Source organism: Desulfobaculum senezii, assembly GCF_054657395.1.
This window is the reverse complement of record NZ_BAAHYU010000002.1, coordinates 758804-777052: the sequence shown is the minus strand read 5'-3', so window position 1 is coordinate 777052 and position 18249 is coordinate 758804. Positions and strand designations below refer to the sequence as shown.

17 protein-coding genes are annotated in these 18249 nt (G+C 63.0%); 16 read left to right on the top strand and 1 reads right to left on the bottom strand.

Annotated features, from left to right (window positions below; all coding sequences use genetic code 11):
- Nucleotides 1-8: 8 nt before the first annotated feature.
- The 10 genes from ACYQ2T_RS04205 to ACYQ2T_RS04160 all read left to right on the top strand — a co-directional run bounded on the left by ACYQ2T_RS04205 (nucleotide 9) and on the right by ACYQ2T_RS04160 (nucleotide 4621).
- The gene (locus ACYQ2T_RS04205; RefSeq protein WP_459898697.1) at nucleotides 9-377 is read left to right on the top strand and encodes a hypothetical protein; all 369 of its coding nucleotides are present in this window, start codon (nucleotides 9-11) and stop codon (nucleotides 375-377) included.
- Between the two features lie 16 nt (nucleotides 378-393).
- A complete protein-coding gene (locus ACYQ2T_RS04200; protein WP_459898695.1) occupies nucleotides 394-864 on the top strand; it encodes a phage regulatory CII family protein in 471 nt (156 codons plus the stop codon).
- Nucleotides 865-1490: 626 nt separating this feature from the next.
- A complete protein-coding gene (locus ACYQ2T_RS04195; protein ID WP_459898694.1) occupies nucleotides 1491-1739 on the top strand; it encodes a hypothetical protein in 249 nt (82 codons plus the stop codon).
- Nucleotides 1740-1814: 75 nt separating this feature from the next.
- A complete protein-coding gene (locus tag ACYQ2T_RS04190; RefSeq protein WP_459898692.1) occupies nucleotides 1815-2108 on the top strand; it encodes a hypothetical protein in 294 nt (97 codons plus the stop codon).
- Complete coding sequence (locus tag ACYQ2T_RS04185) at nucleotides 2105-2269, top strand: hypothetical protein (protein WP_459898691.1); 165 nt, start codon at nucleotides 2105-2107, stop codon at nucleotides 2267-2269. The genes ACYQ2T_RS04190 and ACYQ2T_RS04185 overlap by 4 nt, the downstream gene beginning before the upstream one ends.
- 72 nt (nucleotides 2270-2341) lie before the next feature.
- Nucleotides 2342-2563, top strand: a complete 222-nt coding sequence (locus tag ACYQ2T_RS04180) for a hypothetical protein (RefSeq protein WP_459898689.1) — start codon at nucleotides 2342-2344, stop codon at nucleotides 2561-2563.
- A complete protein-coding gene (locus ACYQ2T_RS04175) occupies nucleotides 2563-2985 on the top strand; it encodes a hypothetical protein (protein WP_459898688.1) in 423 nt (140 codons plus the stop codon). The genes ACYQ2T_RS04180 and ACYQ2T_RS04175 overlap by 1 nt, the downstream gene beginning before the upstream one ends.
- Nucleotides 2982-3701, top strand: a complete 720-nt coding sequence (locus ACYQ2T_RS04170; protein ID WP_459898686.1) for a hypothetical protein — start codon at nucleotides 2982-2984, stop codon at nucleotides 3699-3701. The genes ACYQ2T_RS04175 and ACYQ2T_RS04170 overlap by 4 nt, the downstream gene beginning before the upstream one ends.
- Nucleotides 3694-4278 (top strand): hypothetical protein, encoded by a 585-nt coding sequence (locus tag ACYQ2T_RS04165; protein WP_459898685.1) that lies wholly within the window; start codon nucleotides 3694-3696, stop codon nucleotides 4276-4278. Before ACYQ2T_RS04170 ends, ACYQ2T_RS04165 begins: the two co-directional genes overlap by 8 nt.
- A 19-nt stretch (nucleotides 4279-4297) precedes the next feature.
- Entirely contained in the window at nucleotides 4298-4621 is a 324-nt protein-coding gene (locus ACYQ2T_RS04160) for a helix-turn-helix domain-containing protein (protein WP_459898683.1), read from the top strand.
- Here ACYQ2T_RS04160 and ACYQ2T_RS04155 read toward each other — a convergent pair.
- On the bottom strand, nucleotides 4590-5720 hold the full coding sequence (locus tag ACYQ2T_RS04155; protein WP_459898681.1) for a tyrosine-type recombinase/integrase: 1131 nt from the start codon (nucleotides 5718-5720) through the stop codon (nucleotides 4590-4592). The genes ACYQ2T_RS04160 and ACYQ2T_RS04155 overlap by 32 nt on opposite strands.
- A 416-nt stretch (nucleotides 5721-6136) precedes the next feature.
- On the opposite strand from ACYQ2T_RS04155, the gene hrpB reads away from it, so the two are divergent.
- From hrpB to ACYQ2T_RS04125, 6 genes are all read left to right on the top strand, one after another.
- Nucleotides 6137-8587 carry an ATP-dependent helicase HrpB gene (gene hrpB, locus ACYQ2T_RS04150; protein WP_459898679.1) on the top strand — a complete coding sequence of 817 codons (2451 nt, stop codon included), beginning with the start codon at nucleotides 6137-6139 and terminating at the stop codon, nucleotides 8585-8587.
- Nucleotides 8588-9165: 578 nt separating this feature from the next.
- Nucleotides 9166-10845, top strand: coding sequence for an FmdE family protein (locus ACYQ2T_RS04145; protein ID WP_459898677.1), 1680 nt, complete (start codon nucleotides 9166-9168; stop codon nucleotides 10843-10845).
- Nucleotides 10846-10919: 74 nt separating this feature from the next.
- Nucleotides 10920-13493 carry an ATP-binding protein gene (locus ACYQ2T_RS04140; RefSeq protein WP_459898675.1) on the top strand — a complete coding sequence of 858 codons (2574 nt, stop codon included), beginning with the start codon at nucleotides 10920-10922 and terminating at the stop codon, nucleotides 13491-13493.
- A 15-nt stretch (nucleotides 13494-13508) separates the two neighbouring features.
- Nucleotides 13509-14963 (top strand): sigma-54-dependent transcriptional regulator, encoded by a 1455-nt coding sequence (locus ACYQ2T_RS04135; RefSeq protein WP_459898673.1) that lies wholly within the window; start codon nucleotides 13509-13511, stop codon nucleotides 14961-14963.
- 213 nt (nucleotides 14964-15176) lie between these two features.
- Complete coding sequence (locus tag ACYQ2T_RS04130) at nucleotides 15177-17615, top strand: DMSO/selenate family reductase complex A subunit (RefSeq protein WP_459898671.1); 2439 nt, start codon at nucleotides 15177-15179, stop codon at nucleotides 17613-17615.
- Nucleotides 17616-17628: 13 nt separating this feature from the next.
- The gene (locus tag ACYQ2T_RS04125; protein WP_459898669.1) at nucleotides 17629-18249 is read left to right on the top strand and encodes a DMSO/selenate family reductase complex B subunit; all 621 of its coding nucleotides are present in this window, start codon (nucleotides 17629-17631) and stop codon (nucleotides 18247-18249) included.

The following is an 18249-nucleotide window of genomic DNA, read 5'->3' as shown; positions in this document are numbered from 1 at the left end:
CTTTCACCATGACGACCAGCACCACGAACGAGACGCCCCCTCGACGCGACTTCCCCAGCTTCATTGAAGCCAATCTTACTCCCGAGCACGAGGCCTGCATCGCCGTCTTGCAGGAGCACGGCTTCTCTATCGGCTATGACCGGACAGACTGGACTCGCGTCTATGAATCAAAAGGCGAACCACTTGGCCGGGCTTGCGTTTATTTCAATGTCTTGGACGACGCCACCCACGCGCCCATACGCTTGAAAGCCGGCTCCTATGACAAGCCTAGCGAGTGCCCCCGCGTCCGCGCCAGCTGGGAAAGCCACACCGTTGACCCCGACCAGCTGCGATACGCCTTGAACACCATCGAACAGCTCTACCTGCTGCAGTCCTAATTAGGAGATGCTCCCAATGCGCCCTTCCACCCTCACAGGCATCCTCCAGCTCATCGCCCAGCGCTTTGGCGTCAAGCGTCTCGCCGCCCGCGTTGGGCGGGGGTATCAGACGCTGCTCAATGAGCTGAACCCGGACTACTCCACGCACAAGCTGGGCGCCGATCTTGTTCTGCCCATCATGCACGCCACCGGCGACAACGCGCCGCTGGACTGGCTGGCCCGTGAGCGCGGGGGCGTGTTTGTGGACCTGACCGGCGTGGCCGAACGCCTTGGCAACGCGCCCAGCACCGTGACCATGCAGTGCGTGGCCGCCACCAAAGAGTTCGGCGACGTGGCGCACGTGGTGCACGACAAGCTGCAAAACGGCGGCATCACCCGCGATGATCAGGAGCGGCTGTCCAAGGAGATCAGCGAGTGCGTGGCCGCGCTGCTGCTTCTGGACCACATGGCCAAACGCGCCGCCGGCGTCATCGAGGACGAGGAGTAGCACACGAATTTCCCGCCGCTGGAACGGCGACTCCGGGCGGTCCGGAGCGCCTGTCTTAATCAGAAATTGCACTGAGACAACACTCGTAATGCCAGCGGCGGGTGGTGTCCCCGGCCCCGAACATCAACCGCAACACGGAGGGGCTGCCTATGGGCTAGCAGACGACATCGTGATTGAGAGTGCGTTCAGATGAAGCAGATATGGAGCGTCGCCTTCAGTTTGGTAGCTCCACCCGCCGCGAGCGGTCCCACAGACGGCTCGCGGCGGGGCAAGGTGCCAAACACCCCCGGCACGGCCGGGATGATCTTTGACACAGCAACACGGATTCGCGGCCCAGAGAGGGAACCTCTGCATGGTGCTCCTTCTGGAGGGCTTGGCAAGCGGGGAACACCGGGTTCCCCGCCCCTCTCCGGGCCGCGAGTCCTTCCCCTTTTCCGGGCGGGCAGGACCGTATGCACAACACCTCCCAGCACTGCACCATCCCCGCGCCCGCCCGGTGCTTTCTCCGCCTCCAAGCCAGCGCGGCCGAGGGTTAGGCCGTGGCGATCATGCGGGTGGTCCGCATGGGCAGAGTCAGCGGCCGGACCGGTGGGCCATTCCCGGTCCGGCCGAAACACAGGAGGACCATGCACATGCAAGGAAGCCTACTGAGCCTTGAGGACCTGCAGGAGCAGGCGCTGCGTCTTTTAGGCCGCATGGCCGTACACCCAGACGCCACGGACGGCGCAGCCGCCATGCTGCACGTTGCCGGCATCGGTGTGCGGCAGGCCGTCAAGCGCTCCCGCGAGGCGCAGCAGACGCCGCAGCAGGCGCGCCAGCGCGTGAACCGCGAACTGGACCACCGGGAGCGGCAGCTTCCCGTAGGCGACCGCTAGGGGCGGAGCGACGGCAGGACAGCACCAGCTCGGTGCCCTTCATTCTGGACGGAATTACAACATCTGGAGCACGACATGGACGCGACACTCACGCACCCCACCAGCAACGAGACACCCCACGACGAACACCGCCGCGCACGCGAGCAGCGCCAGCCGAGGCGTGAAGCTCTCACCGGGCCGGTGCGGCTGCAGGTGACGGCCGAGCACCGAGACGGCCAGACCATCTCCGAAGCCTTCACGATTTTTAACGAGGCGGACCTCGCCACACTGCGCAGCCGACTCGCGCGGTGCGGCTTTCGCATCGTCAGCGCGCAGCGGATCGCCACGGGCGACGCGGCAGTGCAGGTGGCGCGGGAGGGGGCGGTATGAGCTGGGGGCATGAATTGGACACCGTCATCGGCTTATTGTTCGCCATTGCGCTGGTGGCCGTGCTGGCCGCTTTGGTCGGCTGGCACAAGGAGCACCGCGTGGCGCGGATGATGGGCCAAAGAAAAGCGCCTCTGGGGGCAACCAGAGGCGCAGGAAGATAGACGGACATAGGGACACACAGTCCGCCCATCTCGCTATAGAGCAGACGGGCGGCGGGAAGTCAAGGAGTACGCATGATGCAGAGCACTGTAGACATTGCACGACAAGCCCGGACAGCAGCGCGGGCAAACCTTCTTCACGCCATGGTGACACTACGGCGCTTGGACGAAGGCGACGCGCACGGAAAGGAACACAGATTTGCGCAACAGCGCGTTGTGGACGCCCACGCGGCGCTCTCGGAGGCTGAGGTGCGTTTTGAATTGGTCCAGCTTGGCATGGGTGAGGAGGTGGCGTGATGAGCCTGATGACGGAAGAGCAAGCAAAAAGGAAACGGTGCCCCATGACATCCGTCAAATGGGGTCGGTGCTGTGCCTCTGAATGCATGGCGTGGCGGTGGGGTAAAGCCCCTATCATTCGCCGTGAAAAACTCGCTCACCCCGATTCTCTGTCCTCTAGAGAACTCGAAGAAATTCTCGCGGCAGCAGATGCCAAGCACATTGAATCCTTCATCAACGACGTGAGAGCAAATTTTTTCGCAGCCGAACGCCCTGACAACGTGCCAGACAACTATGAGCGCTGGTTTGAAGATGTAGAGTGGTTCGGATTTGGAGACAAAGCCCCATATGGCTGGATTGAACCAGAGAGCGAAGCAAGGGCGCGCGCTGAGAAAAAGCGGGCAGGCTATTGCGGCCTCGCCGGCAAGCTGGGGGTGGCATGATAGTTCCTATTCTTTTTAGCGGCCCCATGGTGCGCGCCATCCTCGACGACCGGAAGACCATAACGCGGCGGGTGATCGACTTGAAGCAGATCGCGGAGCAGACAGGCTGCACCCGTGGGCAGCTGGCTTGGTCTACCTTGCTGGGTGGCTGGGCTGTCTTCGATGGAAATGGCGCTGCCGATCTTTGTGAGGTGAAGGCACCCTACGCCGTCGGCGACGTGTTGTGGGTGCGTGAGACGTGGCGCGTTGGTGCATGGTCACATGCAGTCAACGGTATAGCCGTGGACTACAAGGCGGATGGTTTCGCACGGTGCGAATGGCTGCATCCAGACGAAGCTGATTTTCTGCGCTATGCGGAACAATCAATGCGGGACGCAAAGACGGCTGGTCTGGTGCCGAATGATGATGGGCAATTCGTTTGGCCTGTAGGCGCCAGCCCAACGCGCTGGCGCCCCTCAATCCACATGCCCAAGTGGGCTTGTCGCCTCTTCCTGCGCGTGACCGACGTGCGCGTAGAGCTGCTACAGGACATCAGTGAAGCAGACGCCGTTGCCGAGGGTATTGGCTCGACCTACACCCGCGAATGCGCAGTCCCCCAGTTTGCCCGCCTTTGGGACTCTCTCGCCCAAGACGGGGTGCGCTGGGAGGATAACCCGTGGATATGGCGCCTCACCTTTGATCGCTGCGAAGCACCAGCGGGGTGGCCCAATGCCTGATACCTTCATCTGCCCCAACACCGGGACCATCATCACCACCGCCGAATGCCTGCAGCGCCAAGCTGCGGGCTTTGGCAGTTTGGGCAGCCCATGCGAGTGGTGCGAACGCGGCCGCGAGCTGGCCCGTATGCAGGGCGGGGCTGTTGGGCCAGTGGTGCCTGCGCGCCAGTGGCGGAAGCGTAGCGAGATCGCGACGCCGAGAACAGGCGGACGCGAGCAAGCTGAGACGGAGACGGGGACAAAGGCGAGGCAAGCCAAGACAACCAAGCCCAAGCGTAAGGCCAGCAAACGCCGGCGCATCTTGAGCAGCAAGCCGCCATATCAACGGCTGGCGTTCGTCCTCGACGCCCTCCCCCAGAGCTGCACGCGCCGGGGAACGGTGGGGCTGAAATTTCTCACAGATTCCTACAACGACGTGTCACCGGCCAGTCAGCGGCTCGGCTACGACGAAATGCCCCTGCTCCTTCACGGCAAGGGGCTGACACTCAGTCGCGAAGGCCTCGCCCCCGGCATCACCGTTCTGGTGCTGGATGAGGCGGTGGCCAAGTACATTTCACAGTGGAAGGTGGCGGCGTAGGCCGTACAGGAGGTGAAACATGCGTGCTCATGAGCAGAACAATGAGGCCCCACAAGCAGCTGGCACTGCGCTGGCGCACATGGAGTTTCAAAAAATAGCAACTTCGGTTTTGGAAGCATCTTTTTCCAAGGCTGCGCGTATTGCCGAGTTAAACCAAAAGGAATTGCTCACAACCGAGGAAGTCGCCGAGGTCTATGGATATAACGTGGGCACCCTTATGAACTGGCGAAGACAAAAAAGAGGCCCTGCCTACGTCAAGGACGGCCGGATTATCCGTTATCGCAAAGAAGCCTTACGGAACTACTTTGAATCTAAAGAGGTGCGGACTCTTGATCAACGCTAACCAACGAGCGCACAGCCTGGCGCCGAAGATCAGGACACAAATGTGCATAGCGACGGGTCATTGCTTCGGACCCATGCCCCATCAAATCACCGATGACGTACAACGGAATTCCATCTATGGCCAACCACGAAGCGAAAGTATGGCGCAACGTATGAAATACAACTCGTCCGCGTGTATCCGCCACGCCCCTATTCAGCCCCAAGCGTTCTACCGTTCGCGGGAATACCGAGCTAATACGCTCGGAACGTCCGCCACTTCGCGAAGGAAAAACCAGTTCGGCAGGAGGAAGTTCGCCCAAACCTTGAAGCATTTCAACCACAGTAGAACACATCGGGACATCTCGCGATTTGCCCCCCTTCGCGTCCAGGATATGAATCGTTTCAGCGGCAAGGTCGATTGCTTGACCACGAAGAGAAAATATCTCTCCAGCCCGCAGGCCTGCATAAAGCCCAAGTACGCACTGACGCCAAGTCTTCAAACTGCACTTTCTAATTTCATTCAAAAGTTGCCCGGCCTCGTCGCGAGAGAGATAACGAAAACGCTCATTGTTCACAGTAGGCATCTTAAGGCCATCCGTTGGGATCGGCCCAGAGTAATGCCGCCACGAAATAAGTTTGCGGTACACCCGGCGCACCAACGCCAAAATATGCTTCACAGACTGAGGAGAAAGCCCTGCCGAAAGCCGCTCATCTCGCAGAACTTCCATATCATGGAGAGTGATTTGCGACAGCTTTTTGTGTTGAAGACGATCACGAAGATGATTGCGATACAGACCCCTATCTGTGTACGCATTAGCGATAGCAGGCAGATAGTCGCGATCATACATTTCCCAAGCTTGACCAAACGTCAGCTCCTGACGAGTGTCAACCAGTTCGCCATTGCGAACCATACGAAGACGTTCAGCTCGAATTTGGGATGCAAGCTGAGCCGAATACCCCTCGGATCTCCAGCCCACCTTTTCCCAGACCTTCTTGCCATTGGCCTTGTATGTGATTTCATAGTAAATGTCCGGGCGCCCCTCAAAGCGCCTCAGGCTGCTTGTACGGGTGTAGACTCCGGTCAGTTTGCTCCGCTTTCTGGCATTCTTTTTATCGCTCATCGCGGCTACCCTATGGCTACCCTGGCACGCATTTTTGTACCCTATGGCTACCCTAGCGCGTTGACTCAGGTTTGTTCGAGTGGGCTCAATCTCCTTGTACTGCGCCATTTTACACACGTCAATGCACTTGAATTATCTCACGTGAGCACCCTTTGCATGGCTTTGGGAGCAGGATGTCGGGAGTTCAAATCTCTCCGCCCCGACCAGAGATACCAATGGCTTACAGGATTCTTCCTGTAAGCTTTTTTGTTTGGGATACATTTTGAGATACACTGATCCCTCATCCTTCCCCCCCAAACACCACACACGAAATCCACGCGCGGAATACCCGCCCTCTCCCCGCGTCTGCCGGAGCCTCTTTCCCCCACCGCCCATGCCTTGCCGAATGTGCCCGAATGCGATACCGCCAAGGCGCAATGACCACACACGCCCATCTCCCCATAGACGACATTCTGCCTGACCTGCGCGCCCACCTTGGAACCAGCGCCAATGTTGTGCTGCACGCGCCCCCCGGCGCGGGCAAGACCACCCGCGTTCCCCTTGCCCTTATGGAAGAAGCATGGATGACGGGCAAGCGCATCATTATGCTGGAGCCCCGCAGGCTGGCGGCGCGCTCTGCCGCGCGGTTTATGGCGCGCCAGCTGGGCGAGCGTGTGGGAGCCACTGTGGGCTACCGCGTCCGCGCGGAGACCAAGGTCTCCCGCGCCACACGCATTGAAGTGGTCACCGAGGGCGTGCTCACGCGCATGATTCAGGCCCAGCCGGACCTGCCGGATGTCGCCTGCCTCATCTTCGACGAATTCCACGAGCGCAGCCTGCATGCGGACCTTGGCCTTGCCCTCGCGCTGGAATGTCAGGACGCCCTGCGCGAGGACCTGCGCATTGTGGTCATGTCCGCCACCCTCGACTGCGCCAGCGTCTCCGGGCTTCTAGACGACTGCCCGGTGCTCAGCAGTGCCGGGCGCGCCTACCCGGTGGAGACCGTCCACCTGTCGCCCCAGCACCCTGATATGGACATGGCCCAGACCACAGCGCTGGCCGTGCGCCGCGCCCTGCGTGAGGAATCCGGAAGCATTCTTGTCTTCCTCCCCGGCGCGGCGGACATCAAACGCACCGCGGCCCAATTGGGCGGGGACCTCCCCCCGGAGACCACCGTGCATCAACTCTTTGGCGCGCTCCCCCAGCAGGAGCAGGACGCCGCCATTGCCCCGCCGCCAGAGGGTCGCCGCAAAGTTGTGCTCGCCACATCCATTGCCGAAACCAGCCTGACCATTGAGGGCATCCGCGTGGTCATCGACGCCGGGTATGCCCGCGTCCCGCGCTTTGACCCCGGCAGCGGCATGACGCGCCTGACGACGGAGCGCGTATCCACAGCCTCAGCGGACCAGCGCCGTGGCCGCGCCGGACGCCTTGGTCCCGGCCTGTGCTACCGCCTCTGGAGCGCGGGCGAGGACCGCCTGCTGAAGCCCTTCCCCGCGCCGGAAATTCAGGAAGCCGACCTTGCCCCCCTCGTTCTTGAACTGGCCCAATGGGGCGTGCGCGACGCCGCCGACCTCAAATGGCTGGACCTGCCCCCCCAGCGCAACATGGAGCAGGCCCGCGAGGTGCTCCAGTCCCTTGGCGCGCTGGGCGCAGACGGGGGCATCACTGCCCATGGCCGGGCCCTTGCCGCCTTGCCCATCCACCCGCGCCTTGCCCACATGGTGCTTATGGCCGACGCCCGCGGCTATGGCCGCACGGCCTGCGCCGTGGCCGCCCTCATCGCGGAGCGCGACATTCTCCGCGGCGGGGCAGACATGCGCGCCCGCCTTGCGCGCCTCATCCCCGGCAGAAATCCCGCACAGGCCCCGCCGCGCCGCATCAGCGAGCTTGCCGCGCGCCTTGCCCGCACCGCAAAAATCTCCGGTCCCGCACGCCTTGATGTGGAGGCCGCAGGCCCGTGCATTGCCCTTGCCTACCCGGACCGCGTGGCCCAGCGCACAGGGGACGGCCAGTTCCGCCTCTCCTGCGGACGCGCGGGCTGGCTGCCGCAGGACGACGCGCTGGCGCGGGAAGACTTTCTGGCCGTGGCCGACCTTGACGGCAACGCCGCCCGGGCGCGCATTTGGCGCGCGGCCCCGGTTCTGCGGCAGGAGTTGGAAGACCTGTTCCCCGAGGCGCTCACAGACGCCGCCTTTGTGGAATGGGACGCGCGCACCGAGGCCGTGGTGGCCCGCTCCCAGCGCCGCATTGGGCGTGTGATTCTCAGCGACGCCCCGCTTCATGCTCCGGCCCCGGACGCCGTGTGCACCGCCGTGGTCCACGGCATCCGCCAGATGGGACTGCACGTTTTGCCGTGGGACGCCGGCACCGAAAGCTGGCGCACGCGCGTGGCCTTTTTGCGCGCACTGGACGCCCCCGGCGAAAGCACATGGCCGGACGTCTCGGATGAAGCGCTGCTGGAGACCCTTGAGGACTGGCTGGCCCCGTTTCTGACGGGTCTCTCGCGCCGAGGCCACTTCAAACGCATAGACCTTGCCGCAGCCCTCAACGCCATGCTGCCGTGGGACCAGCAACAACGCCTCGCCAAGGAAGCGCCAACGCACCTGCGCGTCCCGGACGGCGGGCGCGTACGCATTGACTATTCGCAGGAGGGCGGCCCCGCCCTACCCGTCAAGCTCCAGCGCATGTTTGGCGTGGTGGAAACCCCGCGCATTGCCGCCGGACGCTACGCCCTTGCGGTGCACCTGCTCTCCCCGGCAGGGCGGCCCCTACAAATCACGCGCGACCTCAAGAGCTTTTGGGAAAACGGCTACCGCTCGGTCAAGGCCGAAATGAAGGGCCGCTACCCCAAGCACCACTGGCCCGACGACCCGTTTTCCGGCTAAAGTCGCGTGCCCCGACCCCGGCGGCGGACCAACACCTCACGCGCGCCCCGCCCAGTACCGCGCGTTTCCACCGCATATTTCCGCCGCGCGTTTCCACTGCACGCGGACACGCGCGGCGCGCCAGAACCAATCCCTCCGCACAAAAGCCGCGCAACGCCCGGCTGGGGGCCGCACCCCGCACCCAGCCAACACGTGACCACCACATCGCCGCATGTCCCATACCCAGCGCCGCGCGGATGCCGCCCCGGCCCTCCCTGCGTCTCTCCCTCTCCGCCTGGCTCCACCGCCCACGTGCTCCATCATCTCCTCGCCTTTCCCGCCCCCCTTGCCGTTGCCGCACAGGGCCCAAAAAAGTTCTTCCGCTTTTCCCAGACGTTCGCGCCCAAACCTTCCACCTTTTCTGGAAGGGGACACTTTTCCGTTTGACAGACCTTCCACATTTTATGGAAACTGCCCCTTGTGCGTGCGCCGCTGCGTTCACTAACCTATTGAAATTGTTCCCATCACAACTTTCCTCTTCTGGCACACTCCTTGTACTGAGCGGATGCACCCCCTATATCATCCATCAGGAGCATCACATGACTGCATCCCAGACGTCCGGCGCCGCCGGATACAGGAATATTGGTTCCCATACCTTTGAAGAATTCATCGAGATGGCGCGCCTGTTCCACAACTATCCCGCCCCGGGCCTGCTTATTGGCGGCTATATGGTAGAAGAGGCCAGGCGCCATCTGCCCGAAGGCACCCTGTTTGAAGCCATTTCCGAAACCTCGTGGTGTTTGCCCGACGCCATCCAGATGCTGACGCCCTGTACGCTGGGCAACGGCTGGGTGCGCGTGCTCAATTTTGGCATCTACGCCATGAGCATGTACGACAAATACACCGGCGTTGGTGTGCGCGTGCGTCTGGATGTGGAAAAGCTCCCGGCGGACTCGGAACTGCGCGTGTGGTTCCTGAAGGAAAAGCCCAAGCCCGAGCAGGACTCCGACAAACTCCGCTGGGAAATCGGCACGTACGGCGCGGATATCCTCAGCGTGGAGCCCATTCAGGTCAGCAAGGAGATGCTGGTCAAGCGCAGCAAGGGCGACATCGCCATCTGCCCCCTGTGCGGCGACGCCTACCCCTCCATGCACGGCCCCATGTGCCGCTCCTGCCGTGGCGAATCCCCCTACGTGCGCCCCGCCACCACTGAGGGCGACGGCGAATCCGTGGTCTACCCCGTGCCGGAAAACCTGCACACCGTGGCCGTGGACGAGGCCGTAGGCAAGGACGCCCTGCACGACATGACCCGCATCGTCCCCGGCGAAAGCAAGGGCGCGGCCTTCCGCAAGGGCCAGACCTTTGAGGCGGGCGACCTGTGCCGCCTGCAGACCATGGGCCGCAACAACGTCTATGTTTCCGAAAACGAAGTCGGCGAGGACTGGGTGCACGAAAACGACTGCGCCAAGGCCTTTGCAGACGCCATGTCCGGCGCCGGCGTCCACGCCCCGGCCGACCCGCACGAAGGCAAGGTCACCCTGCGCGCCGAGCGCGACGGCCTGCTGTGTGTGGATACCGACCGCCTGTACGCCTTCAACCTCGCCCCCGGCGTTATGGCCGCCAGCCGCAACGGCTGGACCCTTGTGCGCCAGGACGCCGAAGTCGCCGCCACCCGCGCCATTCCGCTGTACCTGCGCCGCCCGGACTTCCAGCGCGCCATGGCCACCCTTGAGGCAGGCCCCGTCTTTCAGGTGCTGCCGCTGAAGGCCGCCCGCGCGGGCGTGCTCATCACCGGCGATGAAGTGTTCAACGGCACCATTGAGGACCGCTTTGAAGGCATCATCCGCGCCAAGCTCACGGACCTTGGCTCCAGCGTGCACCGCTGCGCCATCGTCCCCGACGACCGCGACATCATCCGCGACACCGTGAAGCAGTTCATTGCCCACGGCTGCGACCTCATCATCACCACGGCGGGCCTGTCCGTGGACCCGGACGACGTCACCCGCCACGGCCTTGTTGACGCAGGAGCCACGGACCTCGTCTACGGCGCGCCCATTCTGCCCGGCGCCATGACGCTGGTAGGCCGCGTGGGCGATGCGCCGCTGCTGGGCGTTCCGGCCTGCGCGCTGTTCTTCAAGCGCACCAGCCTCGACCTGCTGCTGCCGCGCCTGCTGGCCGGTCTGTCCATCACCCGCGAAGACCTCGCCCGCCTTGGCGAAGGCGGCATGTGCCTTGGCTGCACCAACTGCAGCTTCCCCAAGTGCCCCTTCGGCAAATAGCCACGGCCTTTATGGATGCTCCGCCCCGCCGCCCTGCCCGGGGCGGCGGGCGCATCCAAGGAGAGTCACCCCCCATGCTCAAGAGAGCCCTCGTGCTCCTCGCCCTTGTGGCCTTCACCGTTCTTGCCGGTTGCGACGACTACTCGCCCCAAAATCCCCTCACGCCCGAAGAGCGTCAGTGGATTAAGGACCACAAGAACGACATCACCATCGGCACCAGCCTGCACTTTCCCCCGTACGAGGAATTTGACCTTGAGGGGACGTACTCCGGCCTCAGTGCGGACTACATCAAGCTCATCAGCAAAAAGGTGGGGCTGGACTTCAAGCCCGTGCGCTTTCGCAACCGCGAGGAACTCCTGCGGCGCATCAAGGCCGGCGATATCGACATCATCGCCGCCATTGAGATGACCGAGGAGCGCCAGCAGTATCTTGACTTTACGCAGTCCTACGTCAGCGTTCCCGCCGCCATCATCACGCGAAAGGAATTCACGGACGACCTCACCCTCGACAAGCTGGGCGGCATGCGCATTGGCGTCACCGTGTCGCCGGACTTCACCAAATACCTGAAAACACGCCTCAAGGTGGACTGCGAAGTCGTGCCCGTGGCGGGCGGCTATATCGGCGGCCTGCGCTCGCTGGCCGTTGGCGACATTGACGCGCTAATCTGCGACATGGCGCTGGCCTCGCACTACATTGCCAACGCGCGCATCAGCAATCTGCGCATCGCGGGGCTGACCAACTATTCCATCGAACTGCGCATGGCCTCGCGCAAGAATATGCAGATGCTCAACAGCATCCTGCGCAAGGGCTTTGCCCTCATCCTGCCGCACGAGCGTAAGGCCATTGAGGAAAAGTGGCTGTCCCTGCAGTACGAACCGTTTTGGATGAGCCGCACCTTCTGGCTGGGCATGCTGGCGGCGGTGGGTGTTGTCATCGGCGGCATCTGTCTTATCCTTGTATGGAACCGCAGCCTCAAACGGCAGGTGGCCCTGCGCACCGCGGCGCTGAGTTCCATCAACAAGGTTCTGCTCGGCTCGTTGGAGTGCCACACGGAGCGCGAAGTCATGCGCCGCTGTCTGGATGAGGCCATGGGCCTGTCCGGCAGCGACTACGCCGCATGGGGCGAAGTACACGCCGATGGCTCCATTCTGGAACTGCTTGGCGTGGCCTCGCACGATGCGTCCGAGGAGCACGCCACGCTTTTTCTCTCCACCCGGCTGGACGAGACGCAGGTCCGCGACCTCGCCCGTGGCCGCGTTATTCAGGCGCTGTGCACCGACGAGGCGGGCAAGGCGCACCTGCACGTTGTGGCCGTACCGCTACAGGGCGACCACGACGCCAAGCCCCAAATCATCGCGGCAACGCGCATGCGGCAGGCGCATACCCAAAGCGAAGTCACCCTGCTGGCGGAGATGCTGTTTGCCTTTGAGGAAGCCCTGCAACGCAAGCGCACGGAAATTTCCCTGCACGAAAAGGAGCGTCAACTCCAGCGCGTGCAGCGCATGGAAGCCCTCGGCACCCTAGCTGGCGGCATCGCCCATGATTTCAACAACATCCTCGGCGTCATCATCGCCAACGGCGAGCTGGTGGAGATGTTCCACGCCGGTGACGACGAGACCCTCAAGAACAAAATTCGCAGCATCCTCACGGCGGCGGACCGTGGCCGCAACCTCGTCAGCCAGATTCTCAGCTTTGCCCGCAAAGGCGGCGACGAAGTGGCGCTCTTGACCATCAGCCCCATTGTGAAAGAGACCGTGAAATTCCTTGAGGCGTCGCTCCCGGCGTCCATTGCCATCGACTACACCATCCAGTCGCCGGAGCCGCCGGTTCTTGCCGAGCCGACGCAGATTCATCAGGTGCTCATGAACCTGTGCACCAACGCCGCCCACGCCATGCACGCCGAGGGCGGCCGCCTGAGCATCACTCTTGGCGCAGTGCACCGCCGCATGACGGGCGGGCCGGAGGGAAACACCCTGCCCCCCGGACGCTACCTTGCCATTGAGGTTGCGGACACAGGCACAGGCATCAGTCCGGAAAAACTGGAACGCATTTTCGAGCCGTTCTACACCACCAAAACCCCCAGCGAGGGCACTGGCCTCGGCCTTGCGGTGGTGGACGGCATTGTCAAATCATGGGGCGGCACCGTGCTGGTGGACAGCACCCTTGGCACAGGCTCCACCTTTACCGTGCTTCTGCCCGCGCAGGAATTTGCCGAAGAAGTCCAGCCCGCGCATGAAAAGCCCAGCCTGCCCTGCGGCACAGGCCGCATCCTGTTTGTGGATGACGAGCACGACCTGACCGAGTCGTACACCAGCCTGCTGACGCGTCTTGGCTACCGCGTGCATGCCGCCACGGAAAGCCGCGCCGCCCTTGGCGACTTCCGCCGGGACCCGGCGTCCTTTGACCTCGTCATCACGGACTACAACATGCCGGACCTGCGCGGCGACAAGCTGGCGGGGGAAATCCTCGCCATCCGGCCGGATGTGCCCATCATTCTGTGCACCGGCTACAGCCACAGCTTTAACGAGCACGACGCCGCGCGCCTTGGCATACAGGAATACCTGAAGAAACCCGTCAGCCTGCAGGACCTTGCCGTCACAGTGCGCAAATACCTGCGCCCCCAGACCGAAGACGGCCAGCAGGCCTAGCGACAGAGGAATATCATGGCAAACGTTCTGATCATTGACGACAACGCCCCCACCTGCGAGGCCCTCGGCGAATTGGTGCGCAACATCGGGCACAACGCCGAAAGCGCGCATACCTATGCCGACGGCCTCAGCCGCGCCCTTGGCGGCGACTTTGACGTGCTCTTTTTGGACGTCCGCCTGCCCGACGGCAACGGTCTGGACATCCAGCCGCACCTGAAGAACCTGCCCGTGCCGCCCGAGGTCATCATCATGACCGGCGCAGGCGACCCGGACGGCGCGGAACTCGCCATCAAGAACGGCGCGTGGGACTATCTGCAAAAGCCCCTGTCCCCCAAGAAAATCCTGCTGCCCCTCAAGCGCGTGCTCAAATACCGCGACAACCTGCGCGAGCTCACCCGCCCCGCACCGGTCAAGCGCTGCGGCATTGTGGGCGACAGCGCCGCCATAGAGAAAACCATGGAGCGCCTCGCCATCGCCGCGCGCGGCAACGCCAATGTGCTCCTCTCCGGCGAGACGGGCAGCGGCAAGGAGCTTTTCGCCCACGCCCTGCACGAAAACAGCGCCCGCGCGGACAAGCCCTTCATCGTGGTGGACTGTGCGGCCATTCCCGCCAACCTTATGGAGAGCACCCTGTTCGGGCACGTGCGCGGCGCCTTTACCGGCGCGGACGCCCCGCGCACCGGACTGGTCAAGGAAGCTGACGGCGGCACCCTGTTCCTTGACGAGGTGGGTGAGCTTCCCCTCGACCTCCAGAAGAAATTCCTGCGCGTGTTGCAGGAAAAGCGCTTCCGCCCCGTTGGCGCCCAGCACGAGGTCTCCAGCGACTTCCGCGTGGTGGCGGCCACTCACCGGAATCTGGAAACCATGGCTGAGGACGGCGACTTCCGCGAGGACCTCCTCTACCGCCTGTGCGCCGTCACCATCCAGATTCCGCCCCTGCGCGAGCGCCCCGAGGACATCGACGCCCTTGTCCCCGCACTGGCGGAGCGCATCTACGCCAAAAACGGCATCGACCCCAAAACCTTTGCCCCGGACTTCATGGACGCCCTGCGCGCCCACTCGTGGCCCGGCAACGTGCGCGAGCTGGGCAATACGCTGGAAAGCGCCATTGTCGGCGCCTATTACGAACCGGAACTCTTCTTCAAGCACCTGCCCGAGCGCCTGCGCATCAGCATGTTGAAGGAAAACCTCGCCAGTGTGCCCACGGGCACAAGCGACGGCGCGCCGGACCCCACATGCGACCCGCTGCGCGCCATGCGCGGCGTCTTCGACGCCCACCTGTGCGCCACGGGCGGCTTTCCGAACTACAAGGATTTTCGTGAGGAAATTCTGAATGTTATGGACGAGAGTTATTTCACGGCACTCATGGAGGCCGCCGGATGGAAGGTGAGCGAAGCGTGTGAAATATCCGGCCTTGGCAAAAGCCGCATCTACGCCCAGCTCAAACGCTTTGACATCGACAAGGACTAATTTTTCCGCCCACGCTGGACACGGACACCCCACACAGCGCCGCGCCCTCCACAAAAAGTGGAACAGGCCGCGGCGCATGCGGCCACAATCTCGCCTATCTGCCCGAAATCATAGCCTTTCGCTCTGTGGCACGTATCTTGTTCCTTCTGTGACAATTTGGACACGATCAGGTTTCCGTTCCAACACACACGAAACCATCTTCAAGGATTGAGAATGCACGAAACAAAGGCATCACAAACTCCCGCAAAGGGTGGCATCAAGCGCCGCAGCTTCCTCAAGTGGAGCGCCGCACTTGGTGGTGTCGCCGCCCTTTCCGGCGGCGGCCTGTTCTACGGCCTGAAGCCCGCAGTCAGCGCCCGCACCGAGGCCGAAGACATCGTCTGGACCTCCTGCAACGTCAACTGTGGCAGCCGCTGCGCCCTGCGCGCCCATGTGAAGGACGGCGTGGTTACCCGCATCGAGACGGACAACCTCGGCGACGACTCCTACGGCAACCATCAGGTGCGCGCCTGTCTGCGCGGGCGCTCCATGCGTCACCGCATCTACGCCCCGGACCGCATCAAGTACCCCATGCGCCGCGTTGGCAAGCGTGGCGAAGGCAAGTTCGAGCGCATTAGCTGGGACGAAGCCCTTGATGAAGTGGCAAAGCGCCTTGGCGACACCATCAAGAAGCACGGCAACGAGTCCGTGTACCTGAACTACGGCACCGGCAACCTCGGTGCGGTGCTCTCCAAGTCGTGGCCCACCGGCGCTACACCCATCGCCCGCCTGATGAACAGCCTCGGCGGCTACCTGAACCACTACGGCACCTACAGCGACGCCATGATCGACATGGCCCTGCCCTACACCTTTGGTGACGGCTGGGTCAGCGGCAACCCCGTGTCCGACATCGTCAACTCCAAGCTGGTGGTGTTCTTCGGCAACAACCCCGGCGCCACCCGCATGAGCGGCGGCGGCATCATCCACGACCTCATCGAAGCCCGCCAGAAGAGCGGCGTCAAGGTCATCGTTGTGGACCCGCGCTACACCGACACCGCCGCCACCGTGGCCGACGAGTGGATTCCCATCCGCCCCGGCACGGACACGGCGCTCATCAGCGCGCTGGCCTACGTGATGATTACCGAAGACCTCGTGGACAACGACTTCATCCGCCGCTGTACCATCGGCTACGATGAGGACAGCATGCCCGAAGGCGTGCCCGCAGGAAATTCCTACAAGTCCTACATCCTGGGCAAGGGCAAGGACGGCACGGCCAAGACTCCGGCATGGGCCGCCAAAATCACCGGCATCCCCCAGCGCCGCATCATCCAGCTTGCCCGCGAAATCGGCACCGCCAAGCCGTGCTACATCTCGCAGGGCTGGTCCGTGCAGCGTCAGGCCAACGGCGAGCAGAACTGCCGCGCCGTCAGCATGCTGCCCATCCTCACCGGCAACGTGGGCGTGCAGGGCGGCAACACTGGCGCGCGCGAAAGCGGCTACGGCGTTCCCTTTGCCAGCTTCCCCACCCTGTCCAACCCGGTGAAGACCTCCATCTCGTGCTTTATGTGGACCGACGCCATCGAGCGCGGCACGGAAATGACCGCCACCCGCGACGGCGTCAAAGGCCGCGACAAGCTGGCAACGCCCATCAAGTTCATCTGGAACTACGCGGGCAACTGCATCATCAACCAGCACTCCGAGGCCAACCGTACCCACGAGATTCTGCAAGACGACTCCAAGTGCGAGACCATCGTCGTCATTGAAAACTTCATGACGCCGAGCGCCCGCTATGCGGACATCCTGCTGCCCGCCGTGACCAACCTTGAGGAAGACGACTTCGCCCCGCAGGGCTTCGCGTCCAAGATGGGCTACGTCATCTTTGCCGAGCACGCCGTGGAGCCTATGTTTGAGTGCCGCACCGTGTACGACATGTGCGCAGGCATCGCCAAGCGCCTTGGCGCGGAGCAGACCTTTACCGAAGGCCGCACCCGTCAGCAGTGGGTCCAGCACATCTACGACGAATCCAAAAAGCTGCTGCCTGAGCTTCCGGCCAAGCTGGAAGACGCCTTTGCCATGGGCATCTTCAAGCGCATGAACACGGAAAAACCGAGCGTGCCCTTTAAGGACTTCCACGACAATCCGGAAAAGCACCCGGTCAAGACGCCCTCCGGCAAGCTGGAAATCTTCTCCAAGCGCCTGTGGGAACTGGGCCAGAAGTGGGAGCTTGCCGAAGGCGACGTGATTACCGGCCTGCCCGAGTACACCCCCACATGGGAAGGCGTGTCCGACCCGTTGCGCGAGGAATTCCCCCTGCAGCTCATCGGCCACCACTACAAGCAGCGCACCCACTCCACCTACGGCAACGTGGACTGGCTGAAACAGGTTGCCCCGCAGGAACTGTGGATCAACCCGATGGACGCCGACGCCCGCGGCATCAAGCACGGCGACAAGGTCAAGGTCTACAACGGCCGTGGCACCGTGTTCACCGTAGCCAAGGTGACCCCCAGAATGATGCCCGGCGTGCTCTCACTGCCCGAAGGCGCATGGTTCACGCCCAACTCCAAGGGCGCGGACACCGGCGGCTGCGTAAACGTTCTGACCTCGCAGCGCCCCTCTCCCCTTGCAAAGGGCAACCCTCAGCATACCAATCTGGTACAGGTCGCCAAGGCGTAAAGGAGTCTGACCAATGCTCAAGAGACCTGCTTTCTATATTGATATGGAAGCCTGCACCGGCTGCAAAACGTGCATGATCGCCTGCATCGACAAGCACGACCTGCCCGAAGGCGTCCTGTACCGCCGCGTTTCCGAATATGTGGGCGGCAACTGGATCACCAATGCCGACGGCAGCTGTGACCAGAACATCTTCGCCTACTACGTGTCGCTGTCGTGCAACCACTGCGAAAATCCCATCTGCGTGCGCTCCTGCCCCACCACGGCCATGCACAAGGATGAGAACGGCATCGTCAGCGTGGACCACACCAAGTGTGTGGGCTGCCGCTACTGCGAATGGGGCTGCCCCTACTCCGCCCCGCAGTACAACCCCGAAATCGGCAAGATGACCAAGTGTGACTTCTGCCGTGACTACCTCGAAGAAGGCAAGGCTCCGGCCTGCGTCGCCGCCTGCCCCAGCAGGGCGCTCCACTACGGTGAGTACGAGGACCTCGTCGCCAAGTACGGCGAAGCACAGGTTGTCGCTCCCCTGCCGGACAAGGGCATCACGCAGCCGAACCTCGTGTTCCGGCCCAACCGCAACGCACAGCCCGCGGGTTCCCGCAGCGGAAAGATCCGCAACCCCGAGGAGGTCTAG